This is a genomic window from Duganella rivi (assembly GCF_009857435.1).
In the GTDB taxonomy this organism is placed as follows: Bacteria; Pseudomonadota; Gammaproteobacteria; order Burkholderiales; family Burkholderiaceae_D; genus Rugamonas; species Rugamonas rivi.
In genome coordinates this window covers 464,260-480,805 of record NZ_WWCK01000003.1, presented here as the reverse complement: position 1 = coordinate 480,805, position 16,546 = coordinate 464,260, and the positions used below count along the sequence as shown (strand labels likewise).

Sequence of the window (16,546 nt, the reverse complement as noted above, 5' to 3'; positions counted from 1 at the left end):
TGCGAATTACCTGTCGCAGAGGCCTACTGCGCAAGACTGTCCATTCTACTTAAACGAGGAGCAATCATGAACAAAATCGCTATCGCTTTGATTACCGCCTGCCTGTCGATGTCCGGCGCCGCCTACGCGCAAGACGCCATGTCCAAGGACAAAATGGCCAACGATAAGATGATGAAAAAGGACGAAATGAAAAAAGACGGGATGATGAAGAAGGACGAGAAGAAGGAGGAAATGAAAAAAGAGATGAAGAAGGACGAGATGAAAAAGGACGACATGAAGAAGTAATCGCCCAAAAAGAAAGCGCCCGAGGAGGCGCTAAAGTCCTCCCCGGGCGACTGGCAAACTACCTTACAGCGACTTCAGGAACGCCAGAAGTGCTTCGCGGTCGGTCTTCGACAGCGCTTCAAAGCGTTGGCGCGACTTGGCTGCTTCGCCGTCGTGCCACATGATGGCTTCCGTCAGGTTACGTGCGCGGCCATCGTGCAGGTAACCGGCTTTGCTGGCGTTGCCGATGACTTTCTCGGTGTAGCCCAGGCCCCACAGCGGCGCGGTACGCCACATATTGCCCTTGGCTTGGCCTTCCGCGAACTTGTCGGCCAGGCCGGTGCCCATGTCGTGCAGCAGCAGGTCGGAGTACGGACGGATGGTCTGGTTACGCAGTTCTGCAAACAGGTGGCCGTTACCGGTCTTCATTTCAGCCGTGTGGCAAGCCGCGCAGCGCATGCCCTGGAATACCTTGGCGCCTGCCGCTACCTTGGCTGGATCGACGTTCAGCTCATCGATCGGCGCTACGCCTTTCGGGAAGCCGCTGGCCAGGCTACGCTGGGCAGGTACCGCCACCAGTGCGAGGTAGCGCGACAGCGATTGCAGGTCAGCCTCGGTGATGCCTTTCTGCGCCGGAGCCGATGCGCAGCCAGCAGGATCGCTGTTGCACGAACGGTTGCGGTACACCGGCGAGGTGACTGCCATGTCCTGTATCAGTGCAGCAGCAGCTTGTTGGCGCAGGGTCGCTTTCGACGCCTTCCAGCCGAAGCGGCCCAGTCGCACCGCGCCGGTCTCTGGATCGTACACGTAGTTGGCCACGCCTTTCACGCCATCGACGTCCGGTGCGCTGGTGGCGCGGGACAGGATGTCCGCTTCAGCCACCGCTTCCAGCAGGCCGGCGCCGATGATAGGCTGGGCTGCGCGCAGCGAAACGGTATCTGGCACTGGGCCTTCAAACGCCAGCTTAGGTTTGCGCAGTTCTACCGCAGTGCCGTCGGCCAGCTTCTTGGTGGTCGACTCGAAGCCCGATACGCGTACGCCGGTGCCCCAGTTCTGCGCAGTGCCAGTCGAAGACACGGCATTCATCTGCACCGTGGTGCCGTACACAGGGTGCGGCAGCTGCTGGCCAGCCGAATTGGTGGTCGCTACGCGTACCGACATCGAATCCAGACGCTGATTCAACGCAGCCGGTGCATAGCTACGGCCGTTGTTCACGTGGCAGGCAAAGCACGACGACTGATTGAAGTGCGCTCCCTGCAAACCAACCGCGCCATCGTAGCGGTCATTGCCCGGCTCATTGTGATCGCCAGTGGTGAAGTTGGTGTGGAACAGGCGGCGGCCTTCAACAAAGCGCTGCATATTCTGCATGCCGATATTGGTATGCGGCTGCTGGAACATGAAGTTGCCGTTGTCCGCGTAGTCGTACGAAACCGAACCGAGGCCACCGGCCAGCGTCTCGGCCGGCAATTGCGTCGAGTTAAGGCGTGGGAATACGCCGTACCATGGACGGATGCCGACGCCGACGACGTACATGAACTCGGCCGAGTAGTAGCGGTTGCCGCCGTTGTCGCCCTTGGCAGCCATTACGCCATCAGGCGCAAACATCGACGGCGAGACCTCGATCTCGTCGCCGGCCTTGAGCGGGCGCGCGTTCACGGTCTGACCGTTCGGTAACCCACTGGCGTTCAGCGCGGCGTGGCCAGGGTAGTCGTTGACCAGGATAGTGCACGAGCTATTGATGCCATTGGCGCTGTTCAGTTTCGCCGCCGCCGGGTACGGCGTCGCAGCGCAGCTTTGCTGGTTGTTGCCCGCCGCCAGCGCGCCGTTGTTCATCCAGCCGTAACCGGTTGCGCCCGGGCGGTCGAAGGCGCGGAAGAAGGCGATGCCGCCGGCCAGGTTGGCTTGGCCAAAGTACTCGTTGACGATCAGCCGAGGCGCGGTCACGCCGGCCACCTTGCTGTTGTCGATGATCTCGATGCCCCAGGTGCGGTTCTTGAAGTACTGCGGCACGAAGGTCAGGTAATTGCCCGGGCCCTTGTCGACCGGCAGGCCGGTGACTGGATCGACCGTTTCGTTCGGGCCGTAGCCGGCTTCGTTCCACTCCTCGCCGCGCTCGCGGCCGTGGCGTCCCAGGCCGCGCGCGCCGAAGCGGGTGACCAGCGTGCCGTCCGGCAGTGTGAATTGCAGCGATTCGATGGCTTCGGAAGCAGGCAGGGGCGCCCAGCCCGCGCCGCTGGCCGGGAATTTGAACGGCGAGGTGGTGCTGCTGCCCAGCGTGTTGTCGCTGCCCGGGGTCTTGAATTCGACTTCAAACAGCGAGTAGCCGTAGTTGGTCGCGCGCGTCACGCCTTGCAGGCGGATGAAGCGCGAGTTCACGCCGAGGTTGAAGAATTCCTCGGTGCCGCCTTGGCCATTGGTGACGTTGCGGATCTGGGTCCAATTCTGGCCATCGTCCGACACCAGCAGGTTGTAGGCCTTGCCGTAGGCGTTTTCCCAAACCAGTTTCATATAGCCGACCTGGGTCTTGGCGCCGAAGTCGAACTGAATCCATGCGCCGTCGTCAAACGCGCTGGCCCAGCGGGTGCCGAGTTTGCCGTCGATGGCGTTAGGCGCCGAGTTGCCCTGGTTTTCGACTGGGGATGAAGTCGCGGCAACAGGTTTCAGTGCGACGCCCGGCTTGGTCGGATCAACCACCACCGGCGTGCCTGGCTGCGTTGGATCGGTTGGCGTGGTCGGATCGGTCGGCGTGGTCGAGCTGGAGCCGCCCGAATAGGCCTGGATTTCAAAGATCGAATAGCCGTAGTTGGTCGAGCGCTTCACGCCCTGCATGCGCAGGTAGCGGCCTTGGGCGCCGAGGCCCGTCCAGTCTTCGATGCCGCCCTGGCTGTTGTCGACGGTCTTAATCGTCGTCCAGTTAGCGTTATCATCAGAGACCTGCAATAAATACTGGGTGGCGTGGGCGTTTTCCCACTCGATGTGGACGCGGTTGATCGGCTTGGACACGCCGAAATCCAGGGTCAGATACTGGCCGTCGGTAAACAAGCTGCCCCAGCGGGTGCCTTGGTTGTGGTCGATGGCGGCCGCGGCCGACAAGTCGCCACGTTCGGAGCCGCTGGAAGTGGCGGCAACGGGCGTCAGCGCGACTTCCGGCTCGTTTGCCACGGAGGTGCCGCCCATGCGCTTCATGGCGCTGACGGTGCGGTTTTCCGCGTTTGGTGAATTATCGGTGCCGCCGCCGCAAGCGGCCAGCGCCAGGCTCAGGGCTAGCGGCAAGCCCGTTACCTTCAGTCTTTGAAACGTTTCCATTGATCGCTGTCGATATGGAAGATTCTTCATGCTCTATCCCCTTGGCTTTTGGCTGGTATGAAAGGTTGCCAACGGTACATCACCGTGGCGCCGCGCATTTTGCAACAAAAAAAGTTTTCGCAGCGCACGAGTGGTTCAAGTATGTGAACGCGGCGAGAATTGCCGTATGGCAACAGGCGTGAAGATAGCTGGTGTTTTATTGCCTGTCAAGCTAGTTGAACAACTATGCAATCAAAAGCAACAGGTGCATGAAAGCGCGCGATGCAGCATCGCGCGCAACATGAAAGTGACTCAGGCGCGAGGGCGCTGGCGGTGGAAGGTGATCGGGCTGTAAGGGATGTTCGACGGCGGCGGCGATTTCAAAATACCCGGCTTCATGGCGCCGACCACGTGCATTTCGCACGGCTTGCAGTCGAAGCGCAGGGTGTAGGTTTCGTCGCCGCTGACCAGAGTCATCGGTTCGGCGCGGACTTGGCCCTGCACGCCTTGCACGCCCTTGGCTTGCTTCGGGCACAGGTTGAACGAGAAGCGCAGACAGTGCTTGGTAATCATCAGCGGCACTTCGCCCGGTTCCTCGTGCGCCTCGTAAGCGGCGGCGATCAGCTGCACGCCGTGCTTGTGGTAGAAGGCGCGCGCTTTCTCGTTGTAGACGTTGGCGAGGTAGCTGAGCTGGGTATCCGGGAAAATCGCCGGCGGCTCGGCCGGCGCCTTGCGCTCCGGGCGATCCCAGGCGGCCAGGCGGACGGCTTCATGCGCTTCAATAGCGTCGCGGCGCAGCGCGTTGATCGCGGCCGACGGCACGAACCACGGCTTGGACAGTTGCAGCTCCACGCTTTCGGACGCGAACATGGTGTTGCCCAGCTTGGCCAGGCTGACGCGCAGCGACGCTTCCGCTTGCTCGGCTTGCTGAGCCGGCTGGTAGGCGATGGCGGCGTCGGTGCTGCTGGTGAGGCCGTCTTCGTCGGTCAGCGACAGGCGCAGGCCGTCGGCGTGTTCGCTCAGGGTCATGTAGAGGCCGACCTTGCGCTCGGACGACTTCTTGTTCAGTGCGCCTTCCCAGTGGTGGTCGCGGTTGCGCATGATGGTGGCGCCGACTTTGAGGCCGGGCAGGGTGCTGATCTGCTCGTTCGGGAACACGCGCCATTGCTGGCCGTCTTCGCTTTCGCCGAGCTTCTTGACCGTGTTGGCCTGGATGCCGAAGGTCTCGCGCTTGTGCATGTAGTTCAGGCCGTCGCCGTTGGCCATGGCCGCGTTGGTGGTCAGGTCGATGTGGTCGGTGGCGATGCGGGTGACGGTGCCCAGCTCGACGCCGACGTATTTCGGGCTGTCGAACGCGCCGATATTGTCCAGACGGCCGTTGGCGAAGTAATCGGTGTGGCCGCGGTGGAAGGTCTTGTCCACGTCCGGCGTGAACAGGATGTGGGTGCGGCCGCTGGCGGCGCGCGAGAACTCGGTGCGGCGCTCCATGATCTCGTCCAGCAGCAGGCGGTAGTGGGCCGTGATGTTTTTCACGTAGCCCATGTCCTTGTAGCGGCCCTCGATCTTGAACGAGCGGATGCCGGCGTCGACCAGCGCCTCCAGGTTGCGGCTCTGGTCGTTGTCCTTCATCGATAGCAGGTGCTTTTCGTAGGCGACCACACGGCCCTTGCTATCGCTGAGCGTGTACGGCAGGCGGCACGCCTGCGAGCAATCGCCGCGGTTGGCGCTGCGGCCGGTGTCGGCGTGCGAGATGTAGCACTGGCCGGAGTACGCCACGCACAGCGCGCCGTGGATGAAGTATTCGAGCGGCGTATCGACTTCGGCGCGGATTTTCTTGATCTGCTCGATGGTCAGCTCGCGCGCCAGCACCAGCTGCGAGAAGCCGACGTCGCCGAGGAACTTGGCCTTTTCCACGGTGCGGATATCGCACTGGGTACTGGCGTGCAGCTGGATCGGGGGCAGATCCATTTCCAGCAGGCCCATGTCTTGAATGATCAAAGCGTCAACGCCGGCCTCGTACAACTGCCAGATCTGCTTGCGGGCCGCTTCCAGTTCGGCGTCGTGCAGGATGGTGTTGATGGTGACGAAAATGCGCGAGCGGTAGCGGTGCGCGAACTCCACCAGGCTGGAGATGTCCTCGATCGGATTGCTGGCGTTATGGCGTGCGCCAAAGGCCGGGCCGCCGATGTAGACGGCGTCGGCGCCGTGCAAAATCGCCTCGCGGCCGATTTCGGCGGTTTTGGCGGGCGACAGCAGTTCGAGCTGGTGGGCTAGCAGAGACATGGCTTAATTCCTTACTGTGAAGGCGGGAATTATAGCGAAATCAAGACCTTAAGTCACCTGCGGACGCACGCATGGTGCTTGGATATAGTACGGCAGCGGTCGCAGCGCAATGTCCCATCCTCGTCTTATTTTGATTGACAGGCGGTGAGTTCCAGGCCTTCGGCGCTCTGGGCGCGCCCTCCTGGACACCAAGTTCCCACTCCAATCACATAGGCGTCTTGGCGTGTGATTGGACGTAATGCAATTGCAGCTTGCTCAGCAAGAAGCCTACTAGGGTAACTTCCCGCAGTTACCCGATAGAATCCATCCCTCAAAAAGATCCTCACAGGCGAGTAGCCCTTGTTGGCTAAGTTGCTTGTCCATTTTTTTGCGAGTTCCAGCGTCTTGTCCCCTGAAATCACGATAGCCCAGTCGGCGGTCGCTGCCCGCAGCGTTTCCGCATCCTGTAAGTCACGCTGCAACGCAGGCCGCGTGGCTTCGGTGGCCACCGGCAGCACTTGAGAAAATATGTCTGCTGCTTCACTCGGATATATCAGACGTACGATAGCTGCGGCGGACTTGCGTTCAATTTCTTTTTCACTGAGAAGCAAAGGAATTTGCTTTTCTAGAAATTGTAGACGCCGTGCCTCCTGTTGTTCACGAAACTTGACTTGCTCCAATTGAACGGTTTCTTTGTGGGCGTCACGTTCCAGCAGCGCGACTTCCTTGCTAGTGGTATAACCGACCCACGCTACCAGTAAAGTCGAGACCAAGGTGGCAATAACTGGAACAATAGCTAACCAGACTTGCAAGCTTTTTTTGGTCTCGGCTTCCATTGCTTGCTCTCCTATCTGGTTTGGTGATCAATGTTGCTGCGGCTGCGGCGGATGCTATTGGCAGAACGGCTGAACTTCAGTTGTGCGGGATCAATGGAGAGGCCGTCTTGTGCCGTGGCGCCCAAAATGCGCTTGAGTGTCGATAAGACTGTGTCTTTATCGTTGTCAAAATCACCGTGATGCTTTGCCCGGCTGGCGCGCAGCGAACCCGCCGGCTCATTGTTAGGCGCCGTGACCACGTCGCAGTTCGGCAACGCCAATAGTTCTGGAAGTTCCTCGCTCAACCATTTATACATGCCAGCGATCGGCTCCCCATCCTGCACCAGCGGTACGCGCTTACGTTCCTCGAACGCATGCGATACCAAGTACAGCAAGGATTTGTTGTAGACCTTTGCGCAATCGTCATCCCGCTCGGTTTGATCATCAAGACAGTAGAGCGCGAAGCGCTTGATCTGCTCATGCTTTATTACCGGCAGGTAGGCTTGCCGGAATAGGGTGGTGGTGCAAGCCGGTGCCCACAAGGTGCAGCTGTCGATCTTCAAGCCCAGCCCCTTCAGGCCTGAAGCGGCCCCCCCATCGATTGGGCCGTGTGCAGTCAGCCGTTGCACAATCGGGGCCTGGAAGATTGCGCCTGCGCTGTGTCCGGCAATATGCAGTTCCAGATCTGGATACTGCTGTTTTAATGCTGCGATGTGGGTGAGGACGACGTCGGCTGCGCCCCCCGCTTTACTGGCCAGCAGCGCATTCTCTTTCATCTCACTCCATGCTAATTTGCCGCTGAGGTGGCGTGCAACTGGCTCCAATAGATCGTCGAGACGGTCAAACATGAAGTCTCCAACCCCGTCCAGAATGCCCTCGGGACGGCGGCGCCGGATGGCGTCCTGCAGAATGTTCAGCACGGTGGTCCAGTAATCGCTGCGCCAGATGAAGGCCAGTGGATAAATGCCCTCGGCCAGCAGCGCTGCCCGGTATTCCGCAACACGCTGGACCGCGCTGACTTCGTCCACCAGCCCACCATGCGCGAACAACAGCAGCCGCGGCGTCTTGGCTGATTGCGCAAAAAAATCAGGCAAGTCCTTGCTGAAGATATGAGCCACTTCGGCCGCCGTAGTGCCATAATCGCCCCCTGGGCGCAGCCGGCCATCGTTGCCCACACTAATGAGATGTGGACGCAGTGTCAGGTAGCTGTAGGCGGCCGACTGTCCCGACGTGCGCGCATGCGCGGTCGCGTACGACACGGCTTCGCTCAGCTGTACCGGTGCGCCTAGCCGCGCCACCCAGACATCGGTGCCGTTCTTCAGCCAGTCATCGTACGAAATGCGCGCGAAGCCATCCCGTCCCCAATCCTTGCCCCATGAATTCTGGATCCAGAAACCGAGCGGATCATAAGCGACAATGGCAAACGCATGCCCGCTCAGTATCCTGTCATTATCCTCGATGACACCGCTGAGCCCGACGGCATCCCAACCCGCATGCACGTTGGCCGTCGCATACAGCACGCCGACTTCGGCAATGGCGCTGTGCATGGCGATCAGATCCTTGTGATTGACGCGGAAGTAGGCGCCGAGCGGCCGCGTGCGCGCTGCACTAAGGCGTTCGGCAGTCCAGTCCGAGCGAACCTCGGCGCCGGACGCCTCGTAGGGCCAGTCATCTTCGCTGCACACGCCGTGCTTCTGCCACCCCTTCATGGCGCCGCGCGCGCTGGAGCCGCTATACTTTTCGCCCGGCCATTCGTCATAGCGGCGTGCCAGTGCGTAGAACATGCGCGGACTGACCTGGCAGGCGTCGGGCATTACCGCGCGCCGTTTTAGCAGATAGTTGGCCACGGTTGCCAGGCCGAAGCCGGTACAAGCGCCCTCGGCGCCTTGGTCGAGCACCGGAATTTTATGTTTCAGATAGGTTTCCAGGGGAATAGTGCTCGGCACCTCGATCAGCGTTGGCACATACATCTTGTCGCGGAAGTCCAGTGTATCCGCGCGCGCGTCGAGCTTGCGCCCCGGCAGTGGCTCGCGAACCGCGGCGCTGTCCGTGCTGACGGTGGCCTCGTTGCTACCGTGGTCAGGCATCGTTGACCGCGGCTCGCCAGCGAGACCGGCACGGCCAGCGCGGCCGACCAGCGGCGGTAAGGACGCGTTGAGCAGATTGCCATCCTGATCGAACTTGGCCGACATGAGGAATTGCGCCTCGGCTGCCGAGTAGCCCGGGTCCCAGTGGGTATTTTCGGGCACCTGGGAGTGACCATAGTGGCCGCCTTTTTCGGTCCAGTTAGTCACGCTGCGATTGTGATTGCCTGGGTCTTTACCGTTGCGCGCGGGCTTCGGCGGCCCAGACGGCCAAGTATTTGGTACGTTGTAGGTTTGCTCCAGCCAGCGGCACAGCCGCGCAAGATTCGTCAGCGCTTGCGGATCTTTCGGCAGGTGGGCAAAGCCGACCAGCTCGATCTGAATCGCGCTAGCGCGGTTGGTCTGTACGCCACCGGGCTCATTACGCAGCGCGCGTGAACTCTTACCGGCATCGACATGCTGGTAAATGTGTTGGCTGTCGACAGTGAAGTGCGGCTTGGACTTGTTCTTCTCAAACGCCGCCATGGCGCCTGCAGCAGTTGATCCCTCGGTGGTGTGGTGGATGATCTTGGTGGGGCCGCTGAGATGTTCCTCCGGGGCGCCGCTGAGTTCTCGCCATTCGGCAAAGGGGCATTTTGACATGACGGCATCCTCGTAATGTTTAGCTTGCAGGTGGCAAATTCTGAGGCGTGTAGGAGAACTCCTACATAATTGTCATTTTGCTCTCTCTTTTGTGGTTGAAATCTCCCCGAATGTCACAGTGGCAAATTTACATCGGCATCGAACCCGTGCCTCAAGGCAATACCGTAAAACTACTGCATTGCCTACGTAGTCATAAAGGAGTATTCTGAATGCATGAATTAAGAAATGCATTTAAACCACCATAGGGAGCAATAAAATGAAACCTTGCAAAACCCACGAAGAACACCGCGAAGTGCGCAATATCTCTGATCGTGTGGCACTGGGCATTACCATGACGCTGCGCTTCTTCGCCGATACTTTCTTTGCAAAACGCTACGGCAACCGCGCGATCGTACTGGAAACCGTGGCCGCCGTGCCGGGCATGGTGGGCGGCATGCTGGTGCACCTGCGCTGCCTGCGCTGGATGACCCCGGATCACGGCTGGATCCGCACGCTGCTGGACGAGGCCGAAAACGAGCGCATGCACTTGATGACATTTGTGCAAATTGCCAAGCCTAGCTGGTTTGAACGCCTGGTGATCCTGGTGGTGCAAGCGCTGTTCTTCGTGTTCTTCTTCGGCCTGTACCTGACCTCGCCACGTACCGCACACCGCCTGGTGGGCTATTTTGAAGAGCAAGCGGTGATCAGCTACACGCTGTACCTGCAAGAGATCGATGCTGGCCGCGTGGAAAACGTTCCAGCACCAGCCATTGCGATCGAGTACTGGAACCTGCCTGCGAATGCCCGCCTGCGTGACGTGGTGCTGGCAGTGCGTGAAGACGAAGTCGGCCACCGCGATGTGAACCATGAATTTGCCGATGCGCTGACCGTCATCGACATCCATCAAGAAGTTTAATTCCCTTCCTTGACAGCGGCCCGGTAAAACGGGCCGCTTTTTTGTCCTGAGACTTAGAGCAAGGCGTCAGCTACCGGGTACAGCAGGGTGTTCTCGCGGTGGATGCGCTTCGACAGGGCATTGAAAATCCCCTTGCTTTGTTCTGTGAACTCGGCTGCGTTGGCGCTGATGGCGCCGCCGTTCTTCCAGCTATTCATATAGCGTTCAAAGGCACTCGCCAAGTCGCCCATTTCCTTCATGTAGTTTTGTGCCAGCGAGCGTGCTTCCTGGTCGGTGCTCTTCAGCATGGATGGGTACAGGCTTTGGTCTTCCATGGCCAAGTGCAGTCCGACCAAGCCGTGCATTTTGCTGAGCTGGCGACGGATAGTGGTGGCATCGGCCTCGGAAATGACCGGGCCCAATTGCTGATTGATGTCGCGGGCGATTTGCAAGATCTCTGCGTGCTGTTTTCTGAAGTTATCGGTTCGTGCCACTGTTTTCCTTTCTGGTTACTGGGGGATGCCCATTTTGGTTGCGGTTTCGGAGATGAGTTTTGGTGTGATGAGGCCGGAAATGGCGGCTACACGCTGGCCTTGGGCGTTGTACCAATAGCTGCGCGGGAGTTCGCCGTGCCACTTGGGATCGATTTTGTAGCGCAGTTGTTCGGCCGGCGCGGAGCCGAAGGCCCAGCGGCTGGTGCGTGGGCCGAGCGCGGACGTGGCGGCAGCGATGGCGTCGGTGGTGGCTTGATCGCTGGCTGGTTCGATGGCGACGGTAACGATGTCGAGGCCAGGCTGCGCCGCCGCCAGGTTCTTCATGCTGGCGTGGCAGTAGGAGCAGTCCAGCGACCAGACCAGCATGACGAACGGACGGCCTGCTTTTGCAGCAAGTACACGTGTCATGCCGTCGGCCTCGAATGCAAGCGGGGCAGGCGCAGCCAGCGCGGCCGCGCCGGCGCTCAACGTGGCTATGGCCGGCAACGCGGCGGCCAGCAGTAGTTTACGCAGCTTCATAGCGCCACCGTCAACACGGAATCCGCTTCCGTGCTCCATACCAGGTAAATGCGTGCGCCGTCTTTCGCCAGGCGTGGTTGGCCGGATGCGCCGCCGGTTGACGCCAGCGTGCGCGCTTGCCATGTTGCGCCGCCGTCGCGTGAGCTGATAGCCTTGATGTGCGTGGCGCTGCCGTCGAACTCTTTCCACACCACTTGCACTTGCTGTCCGCTGACCGCGACATCGGCATTTGATGCTTGCTCGTTACCCAGCTTTACTGGCGTGCCACTCGGGCCGGCGTAGAACAAGCCTTCGCCGGTAAACCAAGTCTGGTGGCGGCTGCCATCAGCGCTAAACGTCAGCGATGGGCCTTGATGCGGGCAAGCGTCCAGCGCCCAGTTATCAAAGGTGGCGCGCTGGATTGCTGGCGGCTGGCCGTCGGCCTGTAGCTCCGCCACTGCATGGTCGCGGATATTGCCGTTAAATAGCTGGCGCCACATCAGCACCGGGCGGCCATCCTGGAGCGCGATGGCGCTGCGGCAGCACTCGCAGCCATGGTCGGCGATTTTGTTATCGCTGCCAAAGCTGATACCGCCGTCGCTGGAGACCGCGTAATACTGGGCGGCGGCGCTGTAATCCACGCCGCTATCGCGCGCGCTTTGCAGGTCGCGCTTGTCGATCCACGTCACGTACACCCGGCCATCGGCATCGACTGCCAGCGAGGCAAAGCCGTGCGTGATGACCTGGCGGTCGCTGTGCACCGTCATCGGAGCGCTGAAATGCTGGCCACCATCCGCCGAGCGGACGAAGCGCACCTCTGAGGTGTAAGGCTTGTCCAGCGGACGGCTGTAGGTGATGTAGATTTCGTCGTGCAGGCCGAAGGCAATACGCGGACGCTCGTCCCCAGCGGCCAGCACTTGTTCGTGCGTGATGGTCTGCGCTGCGCTCCAGCGCTGGCCTTGATCGGACGACTGGCGCAGCTCCAACTGGCCATGATCGCCACGGCCGACCAGCCACAACACGCCGTGACGGTCGAACGCAGCGGAACTGCCCAATTGCGCCTTCACCTTGTGGCCGGCCGGATGGTCGGCGTAGGCCGGCGATGCGGCCAGCAACGCGGAAATGAGTAAGGTATATCGCTTCATGCCCACTCCCGATTAGCGCAAGTCGAACTGCAATTCAGCGATGAAGGTACGCTGCGTGTAAGGGTGGAAGGCCCAATACTTCTTGTTGCCGAGATTGTCCACGCCGACCGCTGCGCTCCATTGCTTGTCGAAGCGGTAGCGCACGCGCACGTCGGTGACGAAGTAGCTGGAAACGCCGGTGTAGCTGGAGCCGTTAGGATCGGAGTTATCCAGCGTGCCCCATTGTTTGCCGCTGTAGCGCGCACCCAGGCTGGCCGACCACTTATCGTCAGGATGGTAGCTGGCCAGCAGCGTGGCGCGCTTGCGTGGCACGCGCGGCTGTTCTTTACCGACGCTGGTCGGGAAGTTGGCGTTATCAACGATGATCGAATCGGCGTAAGTCAGGCTGCCGTTGAGCGAGAAGCCTTCCCACAGCACGTCGTCGGCTTGCGCCGCGACTTCCAGGCCGTTGGTGCGGATCCGGCCGACGTTCTGGATGTTGGTTACGTTCGGCGTGACGTTGACGTTACGCTGCGAGTACAGCGCGTCGTTGGTGGTCTCGTGGAAGAAGGTGGCGCGCAGCAGGCCCTTATCCAGCTTGCGTTCTGCGGTCAGTTCGCTGGTGACCGAACGCTCCGGTTTCAGGTTCGGATCGTTATTCATCAGCGTATCGCCGACGATGGCGCCTTGGTACAGTTCCGACACGGTTGGATAGCGCACCGCGCGGCCGGCCGAAGCTTTCACGGTCCAGTCATCATTCAGTTCGTGCGACAGGGCCAGTTTCGGCGAGAAGCTGGTTTCGCGGCGTTCACCAAAGGTTTTGACGACTTTGCCGTTACCCAGGCTGCCGTTGAAGGCGCTCCAGCGTTCCAGGCGTCCGCCCAGTGTGGTCTTCCAGCCAGGCGCGAAGCGCCAGGTATCTTGTGCGTACAGGCTTTCGAGGCGGGTGTCGCCATTAAAGCTGGCGGTGGCTGCGCCGGCTGCGCCTTCTGCCCACTCGGTGGTGCCGGAAACCAGCGTGCGCAGGCGGAAGCTGTCGCGCTGCGCGCCGATGTCCACGATGTGGCGATTATCTGAAAATGGACGCCAGATGCCTTTGACTGCCAGGGTGTCCCAGCCGCTGCCGCTCATGTCGGTCAGGCTGCCTGCGGCCACGCCGCTCTTGTTCGGGAATGCGGTGACGGTGCGAACTTCATCCTTGCGGTAGTCGTAGTTGCTCAGCGCGAGTTCCCAGTCCCACACGCCCTTGGTATGGCTCTTTACCGACAGGCCTTGCATCAGGTGTTCCAGCTTGCCGGTGGCTGGGGCGAAGTCGGACGGGGTCAGCGTGTACTGGCGGCCATCGACATTGATCGTGCCGCTGGTGACGGTGTTGCCGGCGCTGTCGCGGAGGTAGGAATTGACGTGGCGGTCGGCGTCGTTCTGCCACCAGCCCAGCGTGTAGCTGGCGCGCAGGGTCGGCGTGATGTCGTAGGCCAGCTTGATCTTGGCGTGATCTTGCACCGTATGGATTTGGTTGGTGTCGCCGAGAATCAGCCAGTCCGCGTTCGATGGATTCTTGTCGGCGATGGCGCCTTTGACCGGCGTGCCTGCCTTCCCGGGCACACCGGCGCTGACCAGTTTATTGGCAAAGGTGATCGGCTGGCTGTCATTGTCCAGGTGATTGACACTGGCCCACCACGACAAATCACCGTGCTTGTTACCGACCGACAGGCTGCCCTGGCGGCCCTGGTAGCGATCATCACCGCCGTACTGTTTGAAGCCTTGGCTGTAGCCGGATAATTTCGCGTGTACTTCCAGCTTGCTTGGCATGCGGGTCAGATAATCGACCACAGCGCCGACCGAGTTGCCCGGATAAGCAGCGGAGAATGGACCGTACAGCACGTCAACGCGTTCGATTTCGTCGGGCGCCACCATGCCCCAGCGCGGCGTGTAGGTCGCGCCGTTGCCCAGCAAGTTGGACAGCAGAATGCCGTCTGCATACACCAGCGAACGCGCGCTATTGCCGGTGCCGGAAGCGCGGCTGGCCAGCACGGCGTGGTCGTAGTCGCCAACGTAGCGCTTGCGCACGTTCAGGCTCGGGAAGTATTTGAGCGCATCTTCAGCATCGGCAGCGTTGATGCTTTGCTCGATCTGTTCGGCGGTGATGCCTTCGATGGTAGTTGGGATTTGCGTCGGTAGCGAGGTTGGACGGCCGGCGCTGATTGTGACCATGGCCATTTCGACAGCCGGTTCTGCTTCAGCAGCCCAGGCTTGCTGTACGTTGAACATGCCCACGGTGAGGGCAAAGAGGGAGCCTCGCAAGGCACGCGATTGAGTAGACATCATATTTCCTTTGCTAGTGTGAATGAAAGACTTTGGATTCACAGTTGCTCAGGAGGCCCGCGCGGGCTGGACTTGTTGCAGTGGACGGCGGCCGCAATGGTCGCTTGGGTCTGCGGTGCGAGTACATCGTGCGCGGCCGGTGGCAGCGGGTGGAAGTATGGCGGCGAAGGCAGCGCGCTGCTGGCCGGATTGCACACGCACACCTTGCAGCAGGAGTGCGATTTGGCCATCGGCTTGCCTTGCTCGCCCATTGCTTGCATGGACTCCATGGATTCCATGGATTCCATGGTGTCCATAGACTGCATCTGCGCGTGGCAGATCGCCATGTTCTGGGACATGGCGGTACGCGGCATGACCTGGCACAGCACCTCTGGGGTGAGCGCGAACGACAGGATCGCGCAGATGGCGATCCATATCGACAGGGTCCGGTTGCGTAGCAGCTTGGTCATGATGCAATCTGCGCTGGTGCTTAGCGCAGGTATCTCCAGACGATGCCAGGGAAGGCCAGCACGGCGAACAGCGCCAGCGTGATGGCCCAGATTTCCCAGTTCTTGGCGGCCGGCTGGCCGGCGGCGTTTTCGAGTGCGCCGGATGCGCCCATCCACAGGACGTAGCCGAGTGCCCAGCCCAGCAAGTCATTGCGGACCACGGACCAGCGGCGCACCGCCACCAGCCGCAGGAACGGCAGGTTAGCGAAGGACATCGCCAGCATCAGGTTGAGTACGAGTGCGTGTATCAGATTCATCGCGGCCTCACAGACTGCCGTAGGAGTGCAGGCCGGACAGGAACATGTTCACGCCCAGGAATGCAAACAGGGTGATGCCGAAGCCGACCAGCGACCACCACGCCAGCAGCGCGCCGCGCACATTCTTCACCAGCCGGGTGTGCAGCCATGCCGCGTAGTTGAGCCAGACGATCAGCGCCCAGGTCTCTTTCGGGTCCCACGACCAGTAGCCGCCCCAGGCTTCGGCTGCCCACAGCGCGCCGAGGATGGTGGCGATGGTGAAGAACACGAAGCCCAGTGCCGTGGCCTTGTACGACAGCTCGTCCAGCCATGCGCGGCTAGGCAAGCGGCTGGCGAAGAAGCTGCGTTCGGCCAGCAGCCACGCCGCGCCAAACATGGCCGACATCGAGAACGCGCCGTAGCCGATGAAGTTAGCCGGCACGTGGACTTTCATCCAGTAGGATTTCAGCGCCGGAATCAGCGGCTGGATCTCGTGCGCGCCAACGCCGTACTTGAACATGAAGACCACGGCGGCGCTCACCAGAAGCATGGCAAACAGGCCCAGTTGGCGGCTGCCGAATTGGTGTTCCAGGTGCAGGTACAGCATGGTGGTGAGGAAGCTAAACAGCACAAATACTTCGTACAGGTTAGAGACCGGAATGTGGCCGATGTCGGGACCCATCAAGTAGGACTCGTACCAGCGTACCAGCAGGCCAACAAGGCCGAACAAGCTGCCGGCCCACGCGGTGCGGGTGCCAAGGCGCATCCAGCTGGATTCGCGGCGCAGCCAGCCCAGCGCATACAGCACGGTCGCGCCCCAGTAGCTGAAGCCCATCCACATGATGGCCGATTGGCTGGACAGGAAGTACTTGAGCAGGAAAGTGTGATCGGCTGCCGCGAGGTCGCCGCGATACTGGCCGATGGCGGCCAGCGCCAACGCGGCGGACGACACGCTCAATACTTGCAGCGCGGGCCAGCTCAGCGCCATGCAGGCCAAGCCGATGGCACTGGCGAACAGGATGGCGGTGTCGAACATGTCCATGTAGGCGTCGTAGCGCAGCAGCGTGTAGCCGGTGGCGGACGCCAGCAGGATCAGGAATAAGCCGCTGCGGTTGAACCGCGCGGTGAACAGTCTTTGGGAATACGCAAGCATGT

13 protein-coding genes are annotated in these 16,546 nt (G+C 60.8%); 2 read left to right on the top strand and 11 right to left on the bottom strand.

The window, feature by feature from the left end:
- The first annotated feature begins 66 nt into the window (after positions 1 to 66).
- Positions 67 to 285 (top strand): pentapeptide MXKDX repeat protein, encoded by a 219-nt coding sequence (locus tag GTP45_RS10850; protein WP_161013878.1) that lies wholly within the window; start codon positions 67 to 69, stop codon positions 283 to 285.
- A 63-nt stretch (positions 286 to 348) separates the two neighbouring features.
- Here GTP45_RS10850 and GTP45_RS10845 read toward each other — a convergent pair whose 3' ends face one another.
- The 4 genes from GTP45_RS10845 to GTP45_RS10830 all read right to left on the bottom strand — a co-directional run bounded on the left by GTP45_RS10845 (position 349) and on the right by GTP45_RS10830 (position 9,352).
- Entirely contained in the window at positions 349 to 3,570 is a 3,222-nt protein-coding gene (locus GTP45_RS10845) for a di-heme oxidoredictase family protein (protein ID WP_161013877.1), read from the bottom strand.
- Between the two features lie 291 nt (positions 3,571 to 3,861).
- On the bottom strand, positions 3,862 to 5,832 hold the full coding sequence (locus tag GTP45_RS10840) for a peptidase U32 family protein (RefSeq protein WP_161013876.1): 1,971 nt from the start codon (positions 5,830 to 5,832) through the stop codon (positions 3,862 to 3,864).
- A gap of 125 nt (positions 5,833 to 5,957) precedes the next feature.
- Positions 5,958 to 6,647 carry an SPOR domain-containing protein gene (locus GTP45_RS10835; RefSeq protein WP_161013875.1) on the bottom strand — a complete coding sequence of 230 codons (690 nt, stop codon included), beginning with the start codon at positions 6,645 to 6,647 and terminating at the stop codon, positions 5,958 to 5,960.
- An 11-nt stretch (positions 6,648 to 6,658) separates the two neighbouring features.
- On the bottom strand, positions 6,659 to 9,352 hold the full coding sequence (locus GTP45_RS10830) for an N-acetylmuramoyl-L-alanine amidase (protein ID WP_161013874.1): 2,694 nt from the start codon (positions 9,350 to 9,352) through the stop codon (positions 6,659 to 6,661).
- A 256-nt stretch (positions 9,353 to 9,608) separates the two neighbouring features.
- Here GTP45_RS10830 and GTP45_RS10825 point away from each other — a divergent pair, with 256 nt between their 5' ends.
- Positions 9,609 to 10,247: an alternative oxidase gene (locus GTP45_RS10825; RefSeq protein ID WP_161013873.1), complete on the top strand. Its 639-nt coding sequence runs from the start codon at positions 9,609 to 9,611 to the stop codon at positions 10,245 to 10,247.
- 53 nt (positions 10,248 to 10,300) lie between these two features.
- On the opposite strand, the gene GTP45_RS10820 is transcribed toward GTP45_RS10825, so the two are convergent.
- Genes GTP45_RS10820 through ccsB form a run of 7 tightly spaced genes read right to left on the bottom strand, consistent with a single transcriptional unit; the run spans position 10,301 to position 16,544 of the window.
- Complete coding sequence (locus tag GTP45_RS10820; RefSeq protein ID WP_371874432.1) at positions 10,301 to 10,720, bottom strand: hemerythrin domain-containing protein; 420 nt, start codon at positions 10,718 to 10,720, stop codon at positions 10,301 to 10,303.
- 15 nt (positions 10,721 to 10,735) lie between these two features.
- On the bottom strand, positions 10,736 to 11,239 hold the full coding sequence (locus GTP45_RS10815) for a TlpA family protein disulfide reductase (RefSeq protein WP_161013871.1): 504 nt from the start codon (positions 11,237 to 11,239) through the stop codon (positions 10,736 to 10,738).
- Positions 11,236 to 12,363: a sialidase family protein gene (locus tag GTP45_RS10810; RefSeq protein WP_161013870.1), complete on the bottom strand. Its 1,128-nt coding sequence runs from the start codon at positions 12,361 to 12,363 to the stop codon at positions 11,236 to 11,238. The genes GTP45_RS10815 and GTP45_RS10810 overlap by 4 nt, the downstream gene beginning before the upstream one ends.
- A 12-nt stretch (positions 12,364 to 12,375) precedes the next feature.
- Positions 12,376 to 14,670 carry a TonB-dependent receptor gene (locus GTP45_RS10805; RefSeq protein ID WP_308494599.1) on the bottom strand — a complete coding sequence of 765 codons (2,295 nt, stop codon included), beginning with the start codon at positions 14,668 to 14,670 and terminating at the stop codon, positions 12,376 to 12,378.
- A 35-nt stretch (positions 14,671 to 14,705) separates the two neighbouring features.
- The gene (locus tag GTP45_RS10800; RefSeq protein WP_161013869.1) at positions 14,706 to 15,116 is read right to left on the bottom strand and encodes a DUF2946 family protein; all 411 of its coding nucleotides are present in this window, start codon (positions 15,114 to 15,116) and stop codon (positions 14,706 to 14,708) included.
- 20 nt (positions 15,117 to 15,136) lie between these two features.
- The gene (locus tag GTP45_RS10795; RefSeq protein ID WP_161013868.1) at positions 15,137 to 15,412 is read right to left on the bottom strand and encodes a DUF2818 family protein; all 276 of its coding nucleotides are present in this window, start codon (positions 15,410 to 15,412) and stop codon (positions 15,137 to 15,139) included.
- 7 nt (positions 15,413 to 15,419) lie between these two features.
- A complete protein-coding gene (ccsB, locus tag GTP45_RS10790; protein ID WP_161013867.1) occupies positions 15,420 to 16,544 on the bottom strand; it encodes a c-type cytochrome biogenesis protein CcsB in 1,125 nt (374 codons plus the stop codon).
- Positions 16,545 to 16,546 lie beyond the last annotated feature (2 nt).